Origin of the sequence: Rahnella sp. PD4, assembly GCF_049199325.1 — a bacterium.
GTDB classification, from domain to species: Bacteria; Pseudomonadota; Gammaproteobacteria; order Enterobacterales; family Enterobacteriaceae; genus Rahnella; species Rahnella perminowiae.
On sequence record NZ_JBLZQF010000003.1, the window covers coordinates 528,578 to 548,031 of the forward strand.

Below are 19,454 nucleotides of genomic sequence, written 5' to 3' on the forward strand. Positions count from 1 at the left end.
GATGAACAAAACGACTGCCAGTATAGGGGCAAGCTGCGGGTGAATAAACCCCATCGCACCAATCAATCAGATAGTATCCGGCTATCAGTCTTTGACGTAAGTCCCAGAGTTCTTTAACAACAACCTCTTGTGTTGCAGGGAATTGCGGGACGGTTCACAGAACTGGTGAGATTGATCAGAGTTGTCGGTCTTTCGCCTGTTGCATCATGACCGGATAAAACTGCCAAAAAAGCTGCTCAAGGGCATCGTAATTCAATTCGATATCGTGGAAAGAGCCGGTCAGCGCACTAAGTTTCGGCCTCCGGTTGGCCATACCGCGTAATACGTCCCCAATAAAAGGCAGTGCGGCATAACGTTCCATCCAGCGTTCAGGCCATAAATACGCATTCAGATTCCGGAAACGTTCAGGCATTTCAGGCAGCAGCGGTTCAATTTCCTGCTGACAGGCGTCGAGAAAATCTTCGAGCGATTGCTGTGGATGAAGTGTCGCCCAGTGGCGGGAGAGAAAGTGATCCCAGACGACATCCAGCGTGATGGGCGCGACGCGGCGAAAATCTTCACGAAAATAGCGGCGGGCAATTTTCACTTCCGGCAGCGAATCGGTCATGGTATCTACGCGGCGATGCATGCGGATCCCGCTGACGATCTCGTCAGAAAATTGTCCGTCAGGATTGCCGCGAACGAAATCAGCCAGCAGGTTGCCGGTCAGGGAACTTTCGGCCAGAGAGGCTAAGTGGAGATGCGCTAAAAAATTCATCGGGCGAGTATAACGCAGGAAAGTTGATCTCTGACAGGGCTGTGATGCCTTTATTAGCGCAGAAGCTTGCAGGGGATGCCCCGTCCCTCTAGACTAAGCCGCCTGTTTTTGTCGTTAAGTGAAGTGAAAAGCCATGCGTGTTGCCGATTTTTCTTTTGAACTCCCTGAATCCCTGATTGCCCGCTATCCGCAGACCCAGCGCAGCGGCTGTCGTTTGTTGTCTCTGGACGGGCCGAGCGGTGAGTTAACGCACGGCGTGTTCACCGATATTCTGGATAAAATTCATCCCGGTGATTTGCTGGTTTTTAACAATACCCGCGTGATCCCGGCCCGCGTATTCGGCCGTAAGGTCAGCGGCGGTAAAATTGAAGTACTGGTTGAGCGTGTGCTCGATTCACACCGCGTTCTGGCACACGTACGTGCGTCTAAATCGCCAAAGCCGGGCGCTGAACTGCTGCTTGGCGACAACGAAGATATTAAAGCGACTATGGTGGCGCGCCACGATACCTTGTTTGAGCTGGAATTTAATGAAGATCGTGATGTCTTTACTCTGCTCAACGAAATCGGCCATATGCCGCTGCCGCCATATATCGATCGCCCCGATGAAGATGCTGATCGGGAATTGTATCAGACAGTCTACAGCGAACGTCCCGGCGCAGTGGCAGCCCCTACCGCCGGTTTACACTTCGACCAGCCGCTGATGGATGCGCTGAAAGAAAAAGGTGTGGAATTTGCTTTTGTGACGCTGCACGTGGGCGCAGGAACTTTCCAGCCGGTTCGCGTGAACACCATCGAAGACCACATCATGCATGCTGAGTATGCCGAAGTGCCTCAGGAAGTTGTGGATGCGGTGCTGGCCTGTAAAGCGCGGGGTAATAAAGTCGTGGCGGTGGGAACAACCTCGGTACGTTCGCTGGAAAGCGCGGCGAAGGCCAGCGAAGATGCGCTGATTGCGCCCTTCTTCGGTGATACCAAGATTTTCATCTACCCGGGTTATCACTATCAGGTTATTGACTCCCTGATCACCAATTTCCACCTGCCTGAATCGACACTGATCATGCTGGTGTCGGCGTTTGCCGGCTATAAAAATACCCTGAATGCCTATCATCAGGCCGTCGCAGAGCAATACCGTTTCTTCAGTTATGGTGATGCGATGTTTATCAACCGTAACCCGCTGGCGCCACAGGAAGTGGTGGGGCAGCAGTAAACCGCGCCGGACGCACTCGGTGCATCCGGGCTTTCTTTTCCGGGCGTGATGCCACGGACTTAACCTCATCAGACTGTTTCTCTGATGCTGGAGGCAATGTGAAGTACGAATTAAGCACTACCGATGGCCGCGCACGCCGCGGACGTCTGGTCTTTGAACGTGGCGTAGTCGAAACCCCGGCATTTATGCCTGTGGGCACTTACGGCACAGTAAAAGGTATGACCCCGGAAGAAGTGAAAGAAACCGGCGCACAAATTCTGTTGGGTAACACTTTCCACCTGTGGCTGCGTCCGGGGCAGGAAATCATGAAGCTGCACGGCGACTTACATGATTTCATGAACTGGCATGGCCCGATCCTCACCGATTCCGGCGGCTTCCAGGTATTTAGCCTGGGTGCGATGCGCAAAATCAAAGAAGAGGGCGTGCATTTCCGCAACCCGATCAACGGGGATCCGGTGTTCCTGAGTCCGGAAAAATCCATGGAGATCCAAAACGATCTGGGCTCCGACATCGTCATGATCTTCGACGAATGTACGCCATATCCTGCCGACTGGGATTATGCAAAACGCTCGATGGAAATGTCTTTACGCTGGGCAAAACGCAGCCGCGATCGCTTCAACGAGTTGAATAATAAGAATGCTTTGTTTGGGATTATTCAGGGGAGCGTTTACGAAGATTTACGAGATGTATCATTAAAAGGGCTGGTAGATATCGGCTTTGATGGTTACGCTGTGGGCGGACTGGCAGTCGGCGAGCCGAAGGAAGACATGCACCGTATTCTGGAGCACGTTTGTCCGCAAATTCCGGCAGACAAACCTCGCTATCTTATGGGTGTCGGTAAACCGGAAGATCTGGTTGAAGGCGTGCGTCGTGGTATCGATATGTTTGACTGCGTGATGCCAACGCGTAATGCACGAAACGGCCATCTTTTTGTGACCGACGGTATCGTTAAAATCCGTAATGCGAAGCATAAAGATGACACGTCAACGCTTGACGAACACTGTGATTGCTACACATGTCGCAATTATAGCCGCGCTTACTTGCATCATCTCGACCGTTGCAACGAAATTCTGGGTGCGCGCCTGAATACGATCCATAACCTGCGCTATTACCAGCGTCTGATGGCCGGTTTACGCCAGGCTATTGAAGAGGGTAAATTGGAAGCGTTTGTGACAGACTTCTACGAGCGTAAAGGCAAACCGGTTCCGCCTTTAAACTTCTGATTTCTTTCTCGCGTCGGCATCTTCGAAAGGAGGTGCCGATTTTATAATTTCTTGGACCGGCATTATGGGGTATTGTGCGAGACGTTTTATCGCCAGTCTCCGGGTCGGATTCTCGGTTTGTTTTACATCAATTTGCTTCACAACAACAATGAGGGAATTTAAATGAGCCTTTTCATTTCTGATGCAGTCGCAGCGACCGGCGCACCGTCACAGGGAAGTCCTTACTCTCTGGTTATTATGCTGGTGGTTTTTGGTCTGATTTTCTATTTCATGATCCTGCGCCCGCAGCAGAAACGTTCTAAAGAACACAAAAAACTGATGGATTCTATCGGTAAAGGTGACGAAGTCATGACCACAGGTGGCCTGATCGGTCGCGTAACCAAAGTAGCCGAAACCGGTTATGTGGTTATCGCACTGAACGACACCAACGAAGTGATGATCAAACGTGACTTCGTGGCAGCAGTTCTGCCAAAAGGCACGATGAAGTCTATCTAATTTTCGATTTTCCCGAAGGGAACTGCCGTGTTAAACCGTTATCCTGCGTGGAAGTATCTGATGCTGATCGTTGTGGTCATCGTCGGGCTGCTTTATGCACTTCCCAACCTTTATGGTGAGGATCCGGCTGTTCAAATCACTGGTGTTCGGGGTTCCGACGCCAGTGCAGCAACACTGGATCAAGTCCGTAATGTATTAGACCAAAACAAAATCCAGAGCAAATCGATTGCCCTGGAAAATGGCGCTATTCTTGCCCGTTTTAAAGACACAGACGTACAGCTTCGTGCACGTGAAGCGCTGACTGAAGCGTTGGGCGACAAGTTTGTTATTGCACTGAACCTCGCGCCGGCAACGCCGCGCTGGTTGAGTATGCTGGGCGCTGAGCCGATGAAGCTGGGCCTCGACTTACGTGGTGGTGTGCACTTCCTGATGGAAGTGGATATGGATACCGCGTTGAGTAAGCTGCAAGAGCAGACCATGGACAGCATGCGCAGTGACCTGCGCGACAAGAATATTCCTTATGCCACGGTGCGTAAGCTCGACAACTATGGCGTTGAAGTGCGTTTCCGCGATGCTGCGACCCGTGATTCTGCAGCCAGCTATCTGAGCCCACGTCATCGCGATTTAGTGATCACTAACAGCGGTGACAATGCTTTGAGTGTGGTGATGACTGATGCCCGCCTGAGTGAAGCCCGTGAGTACGCCGTTCAGCAAAACATCAATATCCTGCGTAACCGCGTAAACCAACTGGGTGTTGCTGAGCCACTGGTACAGCGTCAGGGTTCCGACCGTATTGTGGTTGAACTGCCGGGGATTCAGGATACTGCACGTGCCAAAGAAATCTTAGGCGCGACCGCGACCCTGGAATTCCGTCTGGTTAACACCAACGTGGATGCTTCTGCTGCTTCAACCGGTCGTGTACCGGGCGACAGCGAAGTGAAAGACATGCGTGATGGTCGCCCGGTTGTATTATACAAGCGGGTGATTCTGACCGGTGACCATATCACTGATTCCACATCCAGCATGGATGAATACAATCAGCCACAGGTCAACATCTCACTCGACAGCGCTGGCGGTAACGCCATGTCTAACTTCACCAAGGATAATATCGGCAAACCGATGGCAACCTTGTTCGTGGAGTACAAAGACAGCGGTAAGAAAGATGCCAACGGCCGTGCGATTCTGGCGAAACAGGAAGAAGTTATCAACGTGGCGACTATTCAGTCACGTCTGGGCAACAGCTTCCGTATCACTGGCGTCAACGATCCGAATGAAGCCCGTCAGTTGTCCCTTCTGCTGCGTGCCGGTGCGTTAATCGCGCCAATTCAGATTGTTGAAGAACGGACCATTGGCCCGACCTTAGGGATGCAAAACATCACTCAGGGTCTGGAAGCGTGCTTGTGGGGCCTGGTGGCATCCATTCTGTTTATGGTGGTCTTCTACCGTAAATTTGGTGTGATCGCGACGACCGCGCTGATTGCGAACCTGGTCCTGATTGTCGGGATCATGTCTCTGCTGCCTGGTGCGACGCTGACCATGCCGGGTATTGCCGGTATCGTACTGACGCTGGCGGTGGCCGTCGACGCCAACGTACTGATAAACGAACGTATCAAAGAAGAGTTGAAGAACGGGCGTTCCGTTCAGCAGGCGATTCATGAAGGCTATAAAGGCGCGTTCTCCAGTATCGTTGATGCCAACATTACGACCCTGATCACGGCAATTATTCTTTATGCAGTGGGTACCGGTTCGATTAAAGGCTTTGCTATCACCACCGCTATCGGTGTGGCAACCTCGATGTTTACGTCGATCGTGGGAACCCGTGCCATCGTGAACCTGGTTTACGGCGGCAAACGCATTAAAAAGCTGTCTATCTGAGGAGTGCGTTGTGGCACAGCAACAACCATATACTGTTGAACAACTGAACTACGGCCGTAAAGTTATCGACTTTATGCGCTGGGACAACGTGGCCTTCTGTATTTCAGGCCTGTTGTTTATCGCATCCGTTGCGATTATGGGCGTTCGCGGGTTCAACTGGGGTCTGGATTTCACTGGCGGTACCGTCATTGAAATCAGCCTTAGCCAGCCCGCTAACCTGGACGTAATGCGTGCCGATCTGGAAAAAGCAGGATTCAAGGATCCTGTTGTTCAGAACTTCGGTAGCAGTCGTGATGTGATGGTTCGCCTTCCACCTGTATCGGGTAATGCCGGTCAGGAACTGGGGAATAAAGTCCTGAGTCTGGTGAATGCGGATATCGACAAAGACGCGACCGTGAAACGTGTTGAGTTTGTCGGCCCGAGCGTGGGGAGTGATCTGGCGCAGGCTGGCGGCATGGCGCTGCTGATGGCGCTGATTTGCATCCTGATCTATGTCGGTTTCCGTTTTGAATGGCGACTGGCGCTGGGGGCGGTAATCGCACTGGCGCATGACGTGATCATCACCATGGGCGTATTGTCACTGTTCAGGATCGAAATTGACCTGACCATCGTCGCGTCCCTGATGTCCGTTATCGGCTACTCGCTGAATGACTCCATCGTGGTATCGGACCGTATTCGTGAAAACTTCCGCAAAATTCGTCGCGGTAATTCTTACGAAATCATGAACGTGTCCCTGACCCAGACGTTAAGTCGTACCATTATGACCTCAGCGACCACGCTGATGGTGGTTCTGATGCTCTATATCTTTGGGGGTGCGTTGCTGGAAGGCTTCTCACTGACCATGTTGATTGGCGTGTCGATCGGTACGGTTTCGTCAATCTACGTGGCGTCCGCGCTGGCCCTGAAACTGGGTATGAAGCGTGAGCACATGTTGCAGCAGAAAGTGGAAAAAGAAGGCGCAGATCAACCTTCGATTCTGCCGTAAGTTGCTGATGGTTCCGTTATCGGAATAGAAAACCAAAACCCCGCGACGCGGGGTTTTTTTTATCTGCTGTTTGCGGTTTTTATCGGGTTACGACAGGCAGGGACTGTGGCGTTGCCACAATATTATGCAGATGTACAAATCCCAGCGTTTCGACAGTCACCTGGTCAAACTTCACATCGACTGTTTTCACCGGACCCGGCAGAAGGTCTGGCTCGACGGTAATGGTCTGGGTCTGCATATCGACAGTCAGCGGCTTGCCTGTAACCGGATCGAGCTGTCCCCAGCTCAGAGATGCCGTAAACGCTGGCAATGGCTGACCGGCATTATTTTTGATTTCCAGTACGGCCTGTACGCCGCTGGCGTCCGGAGCGATACGGGTTAGCTGAAGACTTAATTCACCAATGTTACTTTTGAGCAATGCGGCACTTTTGGCTGCCGGTAATAAATAGACACCATTATCCGACTGGCGGTTGAGGGTGGTTTGCTGTTCCAGTGCGAGGGCCAGATCGGTCAGGTGTTGCAGCTTTTGATTAAGCTGCCCGACTTCCGTTTTCAGGGCCGGTATTTGTGAATTTTGCGTCGCGCAGCCCGTCAGGCTGAACAATGCGGCGCAGACCAACAAAAGGTGTGGATGTTTTGTCATATCAGAGACTTCCTTTCATCTGCCCGTTGAAACATTCCATCCGGGCACCCATATCGATAGCTAAGTTTAACCCGATGTCGATGAAAGTAGCGACAGCCTTTGTTGTCGGCACACTTCGGGTTAAACTACTGTTCAATTGAGTTCGCGATCAGGAAGTGCTATGCATTGCCCATTTTGTGCCGCTGTTGATACTAAAGTCATCGATTCCCGTCTGGTAGGCGATGGATCGCAGGTTCGCCGTCGCCGTCAGTGCCTGGTGTGCCATGAACGTTTCACCACGTTTGAAGTGGCGGAACTGGTGATGCCGCGCGTCATTAAAAGCAATGAAGTTCGTGAACCGTTCAATGAAGACAAACTTCGCGGTGGCTTTCTGAAAGCGCTGGAAAAACGCCCGGTAAGTTCCGATGACGTCGAAACTGCCATCAGCCACATTAAGTCGCAGCTGCGTGCGACCGGCGAACGTGAAATCCCGGCTAAAATGATCGGTAATTTGGTGATGGACGCCCTGAAAGGGCTGGATAAAGTCGCCTATATCCGCTTTGCGTCGGTGTATCGCAGCTTCGAAGATATCCGTGAATTTGGTGAAGAAATTGCCCGCCTTCAGGACTAAGGAAAGCTGATGTCGTCTGAACAATCTGCAAAGCCACTCTCCGCCGAAAACCATACCGATGAACGCTATATGGCGCGGGCTTTCGAGCTGGCGCGCCGCGGGCGTTTTACCACCACACCTAACCCTAATGTCGGTTGTGTCATTGTATTGAATGGCGAAATTGTGGGTGAAGGCTATCATCTGCGTGCCGGTGAACCCCATGCAGAAGTTTACGCATTACGCATGGCCGGTGAGAAAGCCAGAGGGGCGACCGCTTATGTGACCCTCGAACCGTGCAGTCATCATGGGCGTACACCACCGTGTGCCGATGCATTGCTGGCGGCAGGCGTCGCCCGCGTGGTAGCGGCGATGCAGGATCCTAATCCGGAAGTGGCAGGGCGGGGTTTGTACCGGCTCAAACAAAACGGCGTGGATGTTAGCCATGGGCTGATGCACCCGCAGGCTGAAGCGGTGAATCTGGGTTTCCTCAAACGGATGCGCACCGGTTTTCCCTATGTTCAGCTTAAAATGGGTGCCTCTTTAGATGGCCGAACGGCGATGGCTTCTGGCGAAAGTCAGTGGATCACCTCGGCGGCGGCCCGTGCTGATGTTCAGCGTTTTCGCGCAGAAAGCTCGGCGATCCTGAGCACCAGTGCCACGGTTCTGGCTGACAATCCTTCGCTTAATGTACGCTGGAGCGAACTGGGCAATGAAGTGCAGGCAATTTATCCCGAGGAAAATCTGCGTCAGCCATTACGGATTATTCTCGACAGTCAAAACCGCGTGACACCACAGCATCAGCTGATGAATTTACCGGGGGAAGTATTACTCGCACGGCTGGAAACTGACTCGCAAGCCTGGCCGGAGTCTGTTGAACAATGGCGCGTGGCCGGACGCGACAATCGTATTGATCTGGTTCTGCTGATGATGCAACTGGCGAAACGTCAGGTTAATTCCATCTGGGTGGAAGCCGGCGCACAACTGGCCGGTGCCTTATTACAAGCCGGTCTGGTTGATGAATTAATCGTTTATATGGCGCCTAAGTTATTGGGCAATAATGGTCGGGCACTGTGTGAACTGCCAGGATTGCAGCATCTGGCGGATGCGCCGGAATTTATTTTCAGCGATATCCGCCAGGTCGGCCCTGACTTACGTTTGCGTCTGAAACCGGTGTATTGAGAATTTTACTCCTCCCTGCGGAATGGCTTTAAAAGCGCATGTCCAGACAGGGTTATTTTATGATAGAATCCGCCCCCCTGCGGCTGGGGTTGAGAAACTCCTGAACCCACTTTAAGGAAAACTATGAACGTTATCGAAGGTGTTGTAGCCACGCCTAACGCGCGCGTAGCGATCGCGATTGCTCGTTTTAACAATTTTATCAATGACAGCCTGCTTTCAGGTGCTGTTGATGCATTAAAACGTATCGGTCAGGTCAGCGATGACAACATCACCGTAGTCTGGGTCCCGGGCGCGTACGAATTGCCTCTGGCAACCCGCGCACTGGCTGAAAGCGGCAAATACGATGCGGTTGTTGCACTTGGCACCGTGATCCGCGGGGGCACTGCCCACTTTGAATTTGTGGCGGGCGAATGTAGCTCTGGCCTGTCCAGCGTTGCCATGAACAGCGAAATCCCGGTTGCCTTTGGTGTGCTGACCACAGAAAGCATTGAACAAGCCATCGAACGCGCAGGGACAAAAGCCGGTAACAAGGGTGCAGAAGCTGCACTGACCGCGCTTGAAATGATTAATGTTATCAAGGCTATTAAAGCCTGAATCTAGTTAAGGGGAAATCCGTGAAACCTGCTGCTCGTCGCCGCGCCCGTGAATGTGCCGTTCAGGCGCTTTACTCCTGGCAGTTGTCGAAAAATGACATCGCCGATGTTGAATTAGAATTCCTGACCGAGCAGGATGTCAAAGACGTAGACATTGCCTATTTCCGCGAACTGCTGGCTGGTGTAGCAAACAGTGCTGAGAAACTCGATGCACTGATGGCGCCGTACCTGTCCCGCCAGCTGGATGAACTGGGCCAGGTGGAAAGAGCAATTTTGCGTCTGGCTCTGTTTGAGCTAAGCAAACGCCAGGACGTCCCTTACAAAGTGGCGATCAATGAAGCCATTGAACTGGCGAAAACTTTTGGTGCTGAAGATAGCCATAAGTTCGTCAATGGTGTGCTGGATAAAGCAGGCCCGCATATTCGTAAAAAATGATCATCAAAAAAGTTTCGGCTTCAGTCACAAATGGCGACAGTCATTTTGGCCTGGTAACCGTCTCTGTTGATAATCTGGTGATGTCACCTGGTTTATCTTTTGTGTGACACCCTTCTTAAGGCCGGATTTCCGGCCTTAAGTCATTCTAACGATTTGGAAATGTACTATGTCATGCGGCGAATTTGATGTAATCACTCGCTACTTTAACCGGTTCAGAACCGCCCGACAGGATGTTCATTTAGGCATTGGTGATGATTGTGCCCTGCTGACGGTAGGCGAGAAGCAACTATTAGCAGTCAGCACCGACACGCTGGTCGAAGGCATCCATTTTCTCAAAACGATTTCACCGGCAGACCTGGGCTATAAAGCGCTGGCGGTTAACCTGAGCGATCTGGCTGCTATGGGTGCCGATCCTGCGTGGGTTTCTCTGGCGCTGACACTACCGGAAGTGAACACTGAATGGTTGCAGGCATTCAGTGACAGTCTGTTTGAACAGCTTAATTATTACGGCATGCAGTTGATTGGCGGGGATACGACACGCGGACCGCTGAGCATGACGTTAACCATTCAGGGTCTGGTGCCTGCGGGGCGTGCTTTAACCCGCGCCGGTGCGGGCATAGGCGACTGGATCTTTGTTACCGGTACGCTGGGTGATAGCGCAGCTGGCCTGGCGATTTTGCTGGAACAGCTGAATGTTGATGATGCGAAAACTCGCGAATTTCTGCTTAAACGCCATCTGCGTCCGTCGCCACGTGTTTTACAGGGGCAGGCGCTGCGCGATTTAGCCACCTCAGCCATCGACCTGTCCGACGGGCTGGTTTCCGATCTTAAACATATACTGAATGCCAGCGAGTGTGGTGCACGCCTCGATCTTGATGCGATCCCTTTCTCGCCAGCCATGAATCAGGTGGCGGATCCGGAACAGGCACTGAAATGGGCACTGACCGGCGGTGAAGATTATGAACTTTGCTTCACTGTGCCGGAAATTAACCGGGGTGCGCTGGATGTTGCGCTGAGCCATCTGGGTGTCAACTTTACCTGTGTGGGTCAGATTGCGCCGCTTTCAGAAGGTATTAAGTTTATGCGTTCAGGCGTACCGGTCGAACTTGAATGGCAAGGTTTTGACCACTTTGCCGGAGAGGAATTGTTGTGAATATAGGCCGTAAAAAACGCCCGGCGGGGTACAAAGGAAAAACCGGAGATCCGGTTCAGGACATGGCTGCGGCCAAAAAGCGTCTGGATCTGCGTAATCCGTGGCATTTGCTGGCGACAGGTTTTGGCAGCGGTTTATTCCCTGTTGGCCCTGGCACGGCGGGCTCCGTCGCCGCGATCCCGTTCTGGATTGTCATGACCTACCTGCCATGGCAGGTGTATTCGATGATCGTTATGTTCAGCATTTGTATCGGGGTTTATCTTTGCCGCCAGACCGCGCGCGACATGCGGGTTCATGACCATGGCAGTATCGTATGGGATGAATTTGTCGGTATGTGGATCACACTGATGGCGATCCCGGTCAATGACTGGCGCTGGGTGTTGATCGGATTTATCGTTTTCCGTGTGCTGGATATCTGGAAGCCGTGGCCCATCCGCTGGTTTGACCGCAACGTACAGGGCGGAATGGGTATTATGATCGATGATGTGGTCGCCGGTGTGCTTGGCGCGGCTATCATCTATCTGGTCGGGCATCACTGGCCGCTGGGCCTGTTCTGATCTTCGTGACCATGCAGTGAAAAGGCGTTACAGGATTGGCCTGGTAACGCCTTTTTTGTCATCTCAGATTACTGGAAACCGGTCGCCTGATGCGGCACATACGCCATTTCCAGCTCGGCGATTTCCTCAATGGAAAGTTTCACCTCCAGTGCGGCGATGGCATCTTCCAGATGAGCGGGGCGCGAAGCACCGATTATAGGCGCGGTAACGATATGTTTACTTAAGATCCACGCCAGGGCGATCTGCGCACGTGGTACGCCATGGTCTTCCGCTATTTTCCCGACACGCTCAGCGATTTTACCGTCGGCCTCATCGGTCGCGTCATACAGCGTTTTGGCAAAATTATCGGAAACTGAACGGGCGGTGGTTTCTCCCCACGGACGCGTGAGTTTACCGCGTGCCAGCGGACTCCAGGGCAACACTGCAATATTTCTTTCCAGGCACAGCGGGTACATTTCGTTTTCTTCTTCACGCTGGATAAGATTGTACTGATCCTGCATTGAGACAAAACCCGCCCAGCCATTTTGCTCAGAGACATCTAATGCGTGTTTGAACTGATGTGCATGCATGGAAGACGCGCCAATAAAACGCGCTTTGCCGGCTTTTACTACGTCATTCAACGCCTCCAGCGTTTCCTCTATCGGCGTTTCGTAATCCCAGCGGTGGATTTGCAACAGGTCGACATAATCCATGTCCAGACGGCGCAGGCTGTCATCGATGGATTGCATAATCGAGGCCCGTGAAAGCCCGGGTTTTAAGCCGGTGACCGCGTGATACACTTTAGTCGCCACGACAATCTCATCGCGCCTGGCAAAATCCTTCAGGGCACGGCCGACGATTTCCTCGCTGCTGCCGTCAGAATAACTGTTAGCGGTGTCAAAAAAATTAATCCCCGCATCCAGCGCCTGCCGGATGATAGGACGGCTGCTCTCTTCCGGCAGTGTCCACGCGTGGGTGCCGCGATCCGGTTCGCCAAAAGTCATACAGCCGAGACACAGGCGGGAAACTTTCATACCGGTTTTTCCGAGCGTAATGTATTGCATGATGTCTCCTGGTAAGCATGAAGTGATAACAGAAAATCGTGAAAATGATTAGCACGCTATAACTGTAGCTTAAAGCAGGGCAGGCTCGTGTGACTGAAAAGGAAATCGGAGGGGAAAACCCCTCTTTCAGGAAGAAAGAGGGGGAATAATCAGGCCAGCCAGTCAGTTATCTGACGGTCAATGCCTTCGGCATCCAGCCCTAAATCATGACGGATTTCGTCCTGTGTACCTTGCGCAACAAAGCTGTCCGCCAGACCGATATTCAGTACAGGCACCAGGATTCGCCTGGACATCAACAGTTCATTTACGCCGCTGCCCGCGCCGCCCATGATGGCGTTTTCTTCCAGCGTGACCAGCACTTCATGGCTGGCGGCCAGTTCCTGAATCAGCGCTTCATCCAGCGGTTTTACAAAGCGCATGTCAACGACGGTGGCGTTGCGTTTTTCTGCTGCGGCCAGCGCTTCCGGCAGCAATGTACCGAAGTTCAGGATCGCTATCTTTTCGCCTTCACGACGCACGACGCCTTTCCCGATGGGCAGAGAAGCCAGCGGTTCACAGGAAGCACCGGTACCATTACCACGCGGATAGCGTACGGCAACCGGCCCGTTGTTATGGTGATAACCGGTATGCAACATCTGGCGACATTCGTTTTCATCGCTCGGCGTCATAATGGTCATGTTCGGGATGCAGCGCAGGAAGGAGAGATCGAACGCGCCCTGATGCGTCTGACCATCAGCGCCGACGATGCCACCGCGGTCGATAGCAAACAGTACCGGCAGATTCTGGATCGCTACATCATGGATAACCTGATCATAAGCGCGTTGCAGAAACGTTGAATAGATCGCCACAACCGGCTTGTATCCGCCAATCGCCAGGCCTGCCGCAAAGGTGACGGCGTGCTGTTCGGCGATGGCCACATCGAAATATTGTTGCGGATATTCGCGTGAAAAACGCACCATACCGGAGCCTTCGCGCATCGCCGGCGTAACGGCCATCAGCTGGCTATCTTTGGCGGCGGTTTCGCACAACCAGTCACCGAAAATTTTCGAATAGGTCGGCAGACCTTCTTTGCTTTTCGGCAACGTGCCGGAAGCCGGATCGAATTTAGGCACCGCATGGAAACTGATGGGATCTTTTTCGGCTGGCGCGTAGCCTTTGCCTTTTTTAGTCATAATGTGCAGTAACTGCGGGCCTTTCAGGTCCCGCATGTTTTTCAGCGTCTGCGTCAGCGCCAGCACGTCATGACCATCTACCGGCCCGATATAGTTAAAGCCCAACTCTTCAAACAACGTGCCTGGCACCATCATGCCTTTCAGATGTTCCTCGGTTCGGCGCACCAGTTCTTTAATCGGTGGCAGGCCAGACAGGACCTTCTTGCCGCCTTCACGCAGACGCGAATACAGTTTGCCGGAGAGCAGTTGTGCCAGGTGGTTATTTAGCGCCCCGACGTTTTCGGAAATCGACATCTCGTTGTCGTTGAGGATCACCAGCATGTCGGGTTTAATGTCGCCCGCATGGTTCATCGCTTCAAACGCCATACCTGCTGTGATCGCACCATCGCCAATCACACACACGGTGCGACGGCCTTTACCTTCACGTTCAGCCGCGACAGCCATGCCGAGACCTGCACTGATTGAGGTCGATGAGTGACCGACGGATAGGGTGTCGTATTCGCTTTCACCACGCCACGGGAACGGGTGCAGACCGCCTTTCTGACGGATGGTGGAAATACGGTCACGGCGACCGGTCAGAATTTTGTGCGGATAGGCCTGATGGCCGACATCCCAGACAACGTGATCGAACGGTGTGTTATAGACATAATGCATCGCCACGGTCAGTTCAACCGTCCCCAGACCGGACGCAAAGTGTCCGCTGGACTGACTGACGCTGGCCAATAAATATTGGCGCAACTCATCGCAGAGCTTAGGTAAGCTCTCTTTAGGAAGTGAGCGGAGATCTTCAGGATTCTCCGCCAGCATCAGTGTCGGGTATTTCGCTAATTCAAGACTCATCAGTTGCTCATAGTAAGTTTAATTATCGCGTTCAATGATAAAGCGGGCTAACGCGAGAAGTGGCGCCGTGTTGTAGGAAAGTGCGGCCAACTGATCCAGTGCGGAAACGGCTTCCTGATACAGGTCTGCGGCCTTGGTTTTCGCGCCATCCAGCCCCAGCAGGGCAGGATAGGTACTTTTCCCGAGTTGCTGGTCAGCACCCTGACGTTTACCGAGCGTAGCGGTATCGCCAACCACGTCCAGAATATCATCCTGAACCTGAAATGCTAAACCAATGGCCTGCGCGTAGTTATCCAGTATCGGTAAAACGGCACGTCCGGTTTCACCGGCTGCCAGCGCGCCCATGCGCACGGCGGCGCGGATCAGCGCACCGGTTTTATGACGATGAATTTTTTCCAGCGCCTCCAGGCCAACCTGCTGGCCTTCCGCAGCTAAATCCAGAGCCTGACCACCACACATACCGCTGACTCCGCTGGCGCGGGCCAGTTCGGAAATCATCGCCAGACGATCTTTTATGGCAACATCCGGCATTTCGCTGTCAGCCAGAATAGAAAACGCCAGCGTTTGCAGGGCATCGCCCGCCAGAATCGCATTAGCTTCGCCAAATTTAATGTGGCAGGTTGGCTGACCACGGCGCAAATCGTCGTCGTCCATGGCCGGTAAATCATCATGTATCAGTGAATAGGCATGAATACATTCCACGGCAGCCGCAGGCGCATCGAGATTTTTCAGATCGAGGCTGAACAACTGGCCGCTGGCGTAAACAAGATATGGACGCAGACGTTTACCCCCCAGCAGCGCGCCGTAACGCATGGCTTCAACCAGCGGTAAATCTGCCAGCGGCTGTGCGCTGACATAGGCTGTTAGTGCCTCATCGACACGCTTTTGCATTGCGCGCAGTTCACGGGTAAATCCGCCAGCGCTGGAGAGAGAGATCGCTTCAGACATGACCCGTTACTCGGCTTCTGGGGTGAACGGCGTCAGCGGAGCATCGTTGTCGCTGTCGAGCAGGATCTGAACGCGTTGTTCTGCCTGTTGCAGCTTTTGTTGCCCCTGACGTGCCAGCTGGACGCCTTGCTCAAATTCGTTGAGTGCGTCTTCTAACGGCAGCTCGCCCGACTCAAGGCGGGAAACAATCTGTTCCAGTTCGGCCAGAGCCGTTTCAAAATTGGCAGGTGATGCAGATTTTTTTGACATAATTCTCTTTTAATATCGTTGATCAGAACGGATGATCGAAGTACTGAGGCGACAGACTCAGCGCTCAGCCTCAAGAGACATTCCTGTTCAGTATGAGATCGGCTACAGGGTTTTGTGCACAGAGTACCCATTTTAAGTGATATACTCTGCGCCGCAGATATTATTGCTAAGCCCAATGTGACACATAATGAACATTTGGCTTAGCAATAATAGGATCCTAGATCCTTATTCAGCGACTTACTACCCCGTTTTTTCACCCGCTAACAAAAGACTGCCATGAAGTTTATCATTAAATTGTTCCCTGAAATCACCATCAAGAGCCAATCTGTGCGTTTGCGCTTTATTAAGATCCTCTCAAGCAGCATTCGCAATATTGTGCGACCGCATGATGAGACGCTGGCGGTGGTTCGCCACTGGGATCATATCGAAGTTCGCAGTAAAGACGAAAGTAAACACGACCTGATTCAGGAATTGCTCTGCCGCATTCCGGGTATCCGTTATGTGGAAGAAGTTGAAGACCGTCCTTATACCGACGTTCACAATATCTTTGAGCAGGCGCTGGAGGCTTATCGCACTGAAGTAGAAGGCAAAACTTTCTGCGTGCGTGTTAAACGTCGTGGCAAACATGATTTCACGTCTACTGAAGTTGAGCGCTATGTCGGCGGCGGTCTGAATCAGCACATCGAATCGGCCCGTGTGAGCCTGACCGCTCCGCAGGTCACGGTGAAACTGGAAATTAACGACGATAAACTGGTGCTGGTAAAAAGCCGCCTCGAAGGCCAGGGCGGTTACCCGATTGGCACACAGGAAGATGTGCTGTCACTGATTTCCGGTGGCTTTGACTCCGGCGTATCCAGTTATATGCTGATGCGTCGTGGCTGTCGTGTGCATTATTGTTTCTTTAATCTTGGCGGTGCCGCGCATGAAATCGGCGTAAAACAGGTGGCTCATTATCTGTGGAACCGTTTTGGCAGCTCGCATCGTGTGCGTTTTATCGCGGTTGATTTCGAACCGGTAGTGGGTGAAATACTCGAAAAAGTCGAAGACGGCCAGATGGGTGTGGTGCTGAAACGCATGATGGTGCGAGCGGCGTCTGCTATCGCTGAGCGCTACGGCGTCCAGGCACTGGTGACAGGTGAGGCGTTGGGGCAGGTGTCCAGCCAGACACTGACCAATCTGCGTTTGATTGACAATGTTTCGGACACGCTCATCCTGCGCCCGCTGATTTCTCACGATAAAGAGCACATCATCAGGATTGCCCGTGAAATCGGTACCGAAGATTTTGCCAAGACCATGCCTGAATACTGTGGAGTGATTTCGAAAAGCCCGACGGTGAAGGCGGTGAAAGCCAAGATCGAAGCTGAAGAAGCAATGTTCGATTTTGACGTGCTGGATAAAGTGGTCAGTGAGGCGCGCAATGTCGATATTCGCGAAATCGCTACGCAGGCAGCTGAAGTCGTACCGGAAGTGGAAACGGTGGCGGAGTTTATCTCAACAGACATCGTTCTGGATGTCCGCGCACCGGATGAAGTGGAAGCACAACCGCTGGCACTGGAAAATGTTGAAGTGAAACCGCTGGCGTTTTACAAACTGGCCACTCAGTTTGGCTCTCTCGATCAGAGCAAAACCTATCTGTTATATTGCGACCGCGGCGTCATGAGCCGTTTGCAGGCGCTGTATCTGAAAGAACAGGGTTTCGATAACGTTAAGGTGTATCGCCCTTAGTTTTTACCCTTCAGGCTGCAGGTGCGCTGGCTTTCCTCTTCCCGTCGGGGCCAGCGCAGGCGCAGTTTAAAAGGTTGCCCTGCAGCCCGAATTATTTCGGGTATCTGATGGTTCAGGCTTCCCGGGCACCTTCATCGGTATAATTATAAATCCCCGGCGCAAGAACCAGTTGCGCGGCAATCTCTGCCGCTTTGGTTTTACCCAGCAACAGATCGATAATCTTCAGGGCAAACTCCATTGATGTACCCGGTCCCTGACTGGTCAGAAGATTAACGCGTGGATCGAAAATCACGCGACGATCGGACCATTTGTTCGGGTCGATCTTATCCCTCAAGCCCGGAAAGCCAGTCATGTTGCCTACCGGGAATAAATCGTGATATTCCAGCACCAGCGCAGGAGCGGCGCAGATGGCGGCAACGATTTTACCGCTGACGTGCATCTGTCGGACTTTCTCCACCAGCAACGGGCTTTCACTGAAGCAGGTTGCACCAGCGAGGCCGCCTGGCAGTACGATCACGTCATGCTCATCATCTGCGACATCCACCAGCGCGACGTCGGCCAGAATCCGCACGCCGCGTGAGCAGCGGATCTCCAGATTGCCATCGCCGGCGACGCTGGCCGTGATGACGTTAATGCCCGCCCGCACCAGCAAATCAATTACGGTAACGGCTTCTATTTCTTCGCTACCAGGTGCCAGGCAGACCAGAACTGATGCGCTCATAATCGTTTTCCTTTCTCTTAATCTGTTCAAATAAGCGGGTATTCACCGGTAAATTCAGCCCATATTTCCGTCCGCGCCGCAGGACATAGCCGGTAATGTAATCAATTTCAGTATGACGCTGGCTGCGGATATCCTGCAACATCGATGAATGATTTGCTGACGTCGAGTCGATCACCTGATAGACAAAACTGAGTAAAGATTCGCTATGAATTTCAACGCCTTCAATGGCCATCACCTGTGCGACTTCCTGACAGATTTCTTCAATCTGCGCGGTATGGGCCAGTAAATCGCCGTTAGTGCAATTGTATATCGCCGTCAGCGGATTGATGACGCAATTCACCGCCAGTTTATTCCATAACGATGATTTGATGTTGTCATGCCACGCGACATCCGGTAACGCATTATGCAGCGTATCTGCCAGTGAACTCAGTGCAGCACCGCGCGGTGTTACCGGCCCGATGTGTGTGACACCCGCTGCGACATGGACAATTGCGTTGCTTTCATGACGTGCCGCATGGGTCGTCGCGCCTTGCAAAATGGCCAGACGATGGGGCGGTAATTCATCAACAGTACCCATGCCATTATGCAGCAGTAATATTGCGCAATTATCATCAAGCTTTGGCATCAGCGCGCTGACCGCGCCGGAAACCTGCCATGCTTTGAGCGTAACCAGCAGTAATTCGCTTTGTGCCAGATGTTCCGGGTCGTTAGTAGGCATATTGCGATTAAAAGCAATGCCTTCCGGCGAGATAACGTTGACGGCACAAAATGGCTGCGGAATGCGGATCCAGCCCTGTACGTCGTGGCCTTGCTGATAAAGAGCCGAAAGCCAGAGTTGTCCCAGCGCACCGCAACCCAATACTGTTATTTTCATTGTGCCTCCCGGGAATCGTGGCGAAATAGAACCATGAAGAAGATAGTTGAAAGAATATTCTGCTGTCCGGTTATCTTATTAGTATAGACTTTTGTGCTACAGATCACATTTTCACCTGCACTTTATGAGCACCGGAGCATTTAATGTTTGGTGCTTTGCTGTCGTTTGGCATCGGCGGTTGAAGGCGGTAT

Annotated in this window: 20 protein-coding genes; 12 read left to right on the forward strand and 8 right to left on the reverse strand. The window is 52.5% G+C overall.

Features of this window, described 5'->3' with window-relative positions:
• Positions 1-175 precede the first annotated feature (175 nt).
• A complete protein-coding gene (locus ACOZIO_RS11315; RefSeq protein ID WP_129952860.1) occupies positions 176-757 on the reverse strand; it encodes an ACP phosphodiesterase in 582 nt (193 codons plus the stop codon).
• A 133-nt stretch (positions 758-890) separates the two neighbouring features.
• Here ACOZIO_RS11315 and queA point away from each other — a divergent pair, with 133 nt between their 5' ends.
• From queA to secF, 5 genes are all read left to right on the forward strand, one after another.
• A complete protein-coding gene (gene queA / locus ACOZIO_RS11320; protein WP_421595281.1) occupies positions 891-1,964 on the forward strand; it encodes a tRNA preQ1(34) S-adenosylmethionine ribosyltransferase-isomerase QueA in 1,074 nt (357 codons plus the stop codon).
• A gap of 98 nt (positions 1,965-2,062) precedes the next feature.
• Positions 2,063-3,187 (forward strand): tRNA guanosine(34) transglycosylase Tgt, encoded by a 1,125-nt coding sequence (tgt, locus tag ACOZIO_RS11325; RefSeq protein WP_129952858.1) that lies wholly within the window; start codon positions 2,063-2,065, stop codon positions 3,185-3,187.
• A 162-nt stretch (positions 3,188-3,349) separates the two neighbouring features.
• Positions 3,350-3,682 (forward strand): preprotein translocase subunit YajC, encoded by a 333-nt coding sequence (gene yajC / locus ACOZIO_RS11330; protein WP_013576670.1) that lies wholly within the window; start codon positions 3,350-3,352, stop codon positions 3,680-3,682.
• A gap of 27 nt (positions 3,683-3,709) precedes the next feature.
• Positions 3,710-5,557 (forward strand): protein translocase subunit SecD, encoded by a 1,848-nt coding sequence (secD, locus tag ACOZIO_RS11335; RefSeq protein WP_129952857.1) that lies wholly within the window; start codon positions 3,710-3,712, stop codon positions 5,555-5,557.
• A gap of 73 nt (positions 5,558-5,630) precedes the next feature.
• Complete coding sequence (secF, locus tag ACOZIO_RS11340; RefSeq protein ID WP_217139566.1) at positions 5,631-6,542, forward strand: protein translocase subunit SecF; 912 nt, start codon at positions 5,631-5,633, stop codon at positions 6,540-6,542.
• Positions 6,543-6,621: 79 nt separating this feature from the next.
• Here secF and ACOZIO_RS11345 read toward each other — a convergent pair whose 3' ends face one another.
• Positions 6,622-7,185, reverse strand: a complete 564-nt coding sequence (locus ACOZIO_RS11345) for a DUF3251 domain-containing protein (protein ID WP_129952855.1) — start codon at positions 7,183-7,185, stop codon at positions 6,622-6,624.
• Between the two features lie 160 nt (positions 7,186-7,345).
• Between ACOZIO_RS11345 and nrdR the strand changes: the two genes are divergently transcribed.
• The 6 genes from nrdR to pgpA all read left to right on the forward strand — a co-directional run bounded on the left by nrdR (position 7,346) and on the right by pgpA (position 11,691).
• Positions 7,346-7,795, forward strand: coding sequence for a transcriptional regulator NrdR (nrdR, locus tag ACOZIO_RS11350; RefSeq protein ID WP_015698341.1), 450 nt, complete (start codon positions 7,346-7,348; stop codon positions 7,793-7,795).
• A 9-nt stretch (positions 7,796-7,804) separates the two neighbouring features.
• The gene (ribD, locus tag ACOZIO_RS11355; protein WP_129992094.1) at positions 7,805-8,953 is read left to right on the forward strand and encodes a bifunctional diaminohydroxyphosphoribosylaminopyrimidine deaminase/5-amino-6-(5-phosphoribosylamino)uracil reductase RibD; all 1,149 of its coding nucleotides are present in this window, start codon (positions 7,805-7,807) and stop codon (positions 8,951-8,953) included.
• A gap of 123 nt (positions 8,954-9,076) precedes the next feature.
• Positions 9,077-9,547, forward strand: a complete 471-nt coding sequence (ribE, locus tag ACOZIO_RS11360; RefSeq protein WP_013576664.1) for a 6,7-dimethyl-8-ribityllumazine synthase — start codon at positions 9,077-9,079, stop codon at positions 9,545-9,547.
• A gap of 20 nt (positions 9,548-9,567) precedes the next feature.
• Positions 9,568-9,981 (forward strand): transcription antitermination factor NusB, encoded by a 414-nt coding sequence (gene nusB / locus ACOZIO_RS11365; protein WP_013576663.1) that lies wholly within the window; start codon positions 9,568-9,570, stop codon positions 9,979-9,981.
• A 166-nt stretch (positions 9,982-10,147) separates the two neighbouring features.
• Positions 10,148-11,134: a thiamine-phosphate kinase gene (gene thiL, locus ACOZIO_RS11370; RefSeq protein ID WP_129992093.1), complete on the forward strand. Its 987-nt coding sequence runs from the start codon at positions 10,148-10,150 to the stop codon at positions 11,132-11,134.
• 62 nt (positions 11,135-11,196) lie between these two features.
• Positions 11,197-11,691, forward strand: coding sequence for a phosphatidylglycerophosphatase A (gene pgpA, locus ACOZIO_RS11375; RefSeq protein ID WP_129953312.1), 495 nt, complete (start codon positions 11,197-11,199; stop codon positions 11,689-11,691).
• A 68-nt stretch (positions 11,692-11,759) separates the two neighbouring features.
• Here the strand turns inward: pgpA and ACOZIO_RS11380 are convergent, their stop codons facing one another.
• From ACOZIO_RS11380 to xseB, 4 genes are all read right to left on the reverse strand, one after another.
• On the reverse strand, positions 11,760-12,734 hold the full coding sequence (locus ACOZIO_RS11380) for an aldo/keto reductase (RefSeq protein WP_129992092.1): 975 nt from the start codon (positions 12,732-12,734) through the stop codon (positions 11,760-11,762).
• Between the two features lie 149 nt (positions 12,735-12,883).
• Entirely contained in the window at positions 12,884-14,746 is a 1,863-nt protein-coding gene (gene dxs / locus ACOZIO_RS11385; RefSeq protein WP_129992091.1) for a 1-deoxy-D-xylulose-5-phosphate synthase, read from the reverse strand.
• Positions 14,747-14,764: 18 nt separating this feature from the next.
• On the reverse strand, positions 14,765-15,694 hold the full coding sequence (gene ispA, locus ACOZIO_RS11390; RefSeq protein ID WP_129992090.1) for a (2E,6E)-farnesyl diphosphate synthase: 930 nt from the start codon (positions 15,692-15,694) through the stop codon (positions 14,765-14,767).
• Positions 15,695-15,700: 6 nt separating this feature from the next.
• A complete protein-coding gene (xseB, locus tag ACOZIO_RS11395) occupies positions 15,701-15,943 on the reverse strand; it encodes an exodeoxyribonuclease VII small subunit (protein WP_129952849.1) in 243 nt (80 codons plus the stop codon).
• A 276-nt stretch (positions 15,944-16,219) separates the two neighbouring features.
• Here xseB and thiI point away from each other — a divergent pair, with 276 nt between their 5' ends.
• On the forward strand, positions 16,220-17,668 hold the full coding sequence (gene thiI / locus ACOZIO_RS11400) for a tRNA uracil 4-sulfurtransferase ThiI (RefSeq protein ID WP_129952848.1): 1,449 nt from the start codon (positions 16,220-16,222) through the stop codon (positions 17,666-17,668).
• Between the two features lie 112 nt (positions 17,669-17,780).
• Here the strand turns inward: thiI and yajL are convergent, their stop codons facing one another.
• Together yajL and panE are read right to left on the reverse strand one after the other, a co-directional pair.
• Positions 17,781-18,389 (reverse strand): protein deglycase YajL, encoded by a 609-nt coding sequence (gene yajL / locus ACOZIO_RS11405; RefSeq protein WP_129992088.1) that lies wholly within the window; start codon positions 18,387-18,389, stop codon positions 17,781-17,783.
• Positions 18,352-19,263, reverse strand: coding sequence for a 2-dehydropantoate 2-reductase (panE, locus tag ACOZIO_RS11410; protein ID WP_129992087.1), 912 nt, complete (start codon positions 19,261-19,263; stop codon positions 18,352-18,354). Before panE ends, yajL begins: the two co-directional genes overlap by 38 nt.
• Between the last annotated feature and the right edge of the window lie 191 nt (positions 19,264-19,454).

Excerpts from the sequence above, each read along its gene's own strand:
- ACOZIO_RS11315 (WP_129952860.1), bottom strand. The coding sequence starts at position 757 with ATGAATTTTTTAGCGCATCTCCACTTAGCCTCTCTGGCCGAAAGTTCC.
- queA (WP_421595281.1), top strand. The coding sequence starts at position 891 with ATGCGTGTTGCCGATTTTTCTTTTGAACTCCCTGAATCCCTGATTGCC.
- yajC (WP_013576670.1), top strand. The coding sequence starts at position 3,350 with ATGAGCCTTTTCATTTCTGATGCAGTCGCAGCGACCGGCGCACCGTCA.
- secF (WP_217139566.1), top strand. The coding sequence starts at position 5,631 with ATGCGCTGGGACAACGTGGCCTTCTGTATTTCAGGCCTGTTGTTTATC.
- ACOZIO_RS11345 (WP_129952855.1), bottom strand. The coding sequence starts at position 7,185 with ATGACAAAACATCCACACCTTTTGTTGGTCTGCGCCGCATTGTTCAGC.
- nrdR (WP_015698341.1), top strand. The coding sequence starts at position 7,346 with ATGCATTGCCCATTTTGTGCCGCTGTTGATACTAAAGTCATCGATTCC.
- ribD (WP_129992094.1), top strand. The coding sequence starts at position 7,805 with ATGTCGTCTGAACAATCTGCAAAGCCACTCTCCGCCGAAAACCATACC.
- ribE (WP_013576664.1), top strand. The coding sequence starts at position 9,077 with ATGAACGTTATCGAAGGTGTTGTAGCCACGCCTAACGCGCGCGTAGCG.
- thiL (WP_129992093.1), top strand. The coding sequence starts at position 10,148 with ATGTCATGCGGCGAATTTGATGTAATCACTCGCTACTTTAACCGGTTC.
- pgpA (WP_129953312.1), top strand. The coding sequence starts at position 11,197 with ATGGCTGCGGCCAAAAAGCGTCTGGATCTGCGTAATCCGTGGCATTTG.
- ACOZIO_RS11380 (WP_129992092.1), bottom strand. The coding sequence starts at position 12,734 with ATGCAATACATTACGCTCGGAAAAACCGGTATGAAAGTTTCCCGCCTG.
- dxs (WP_129992091.1), bottom strand. The coding sequence starts at position 14,746 with ATGAGTCTTGAATTAGCGAAATACCCGACACTGATGCTGGCGGAGAAT.
- ispA (WP_129992090.1), bottom strand. The coding sequence starts at position 15,694 with ATGTCTGAAGCGATCTCTCTCTCCAGCGCTGGCGGATTTACCCGTGAA.
- xseB (WP_129952849.1), bottom strand. The coding sequence starts at position 15,943 with ATGTCAAAAAAATCTGCATCACCTGCCAATTTTGAAACGGCTCTGGCC.
- thiI (WP_129952848.1), top strand. The coding sequence starts at position 16,220 with ATGAAGTTTATCATTAAATTGTTCCCTGAAATCACCATCAAGAGCCAA.
- yajL (WP_129992088.1), bottom strand. The coding sequence starts at position 18,389 with ATGAGCGCATCAGTTCTGGTCTGCCTGGCACCTGGTAGCGAAGAAATA.
- panE (WP_129992087.1), bottom strand. The coding sequence starts at position 19,263 with ATGAAAATAACAGTATTGGGTTGCGGTGCGCTGGGACAACTCTGGCTT.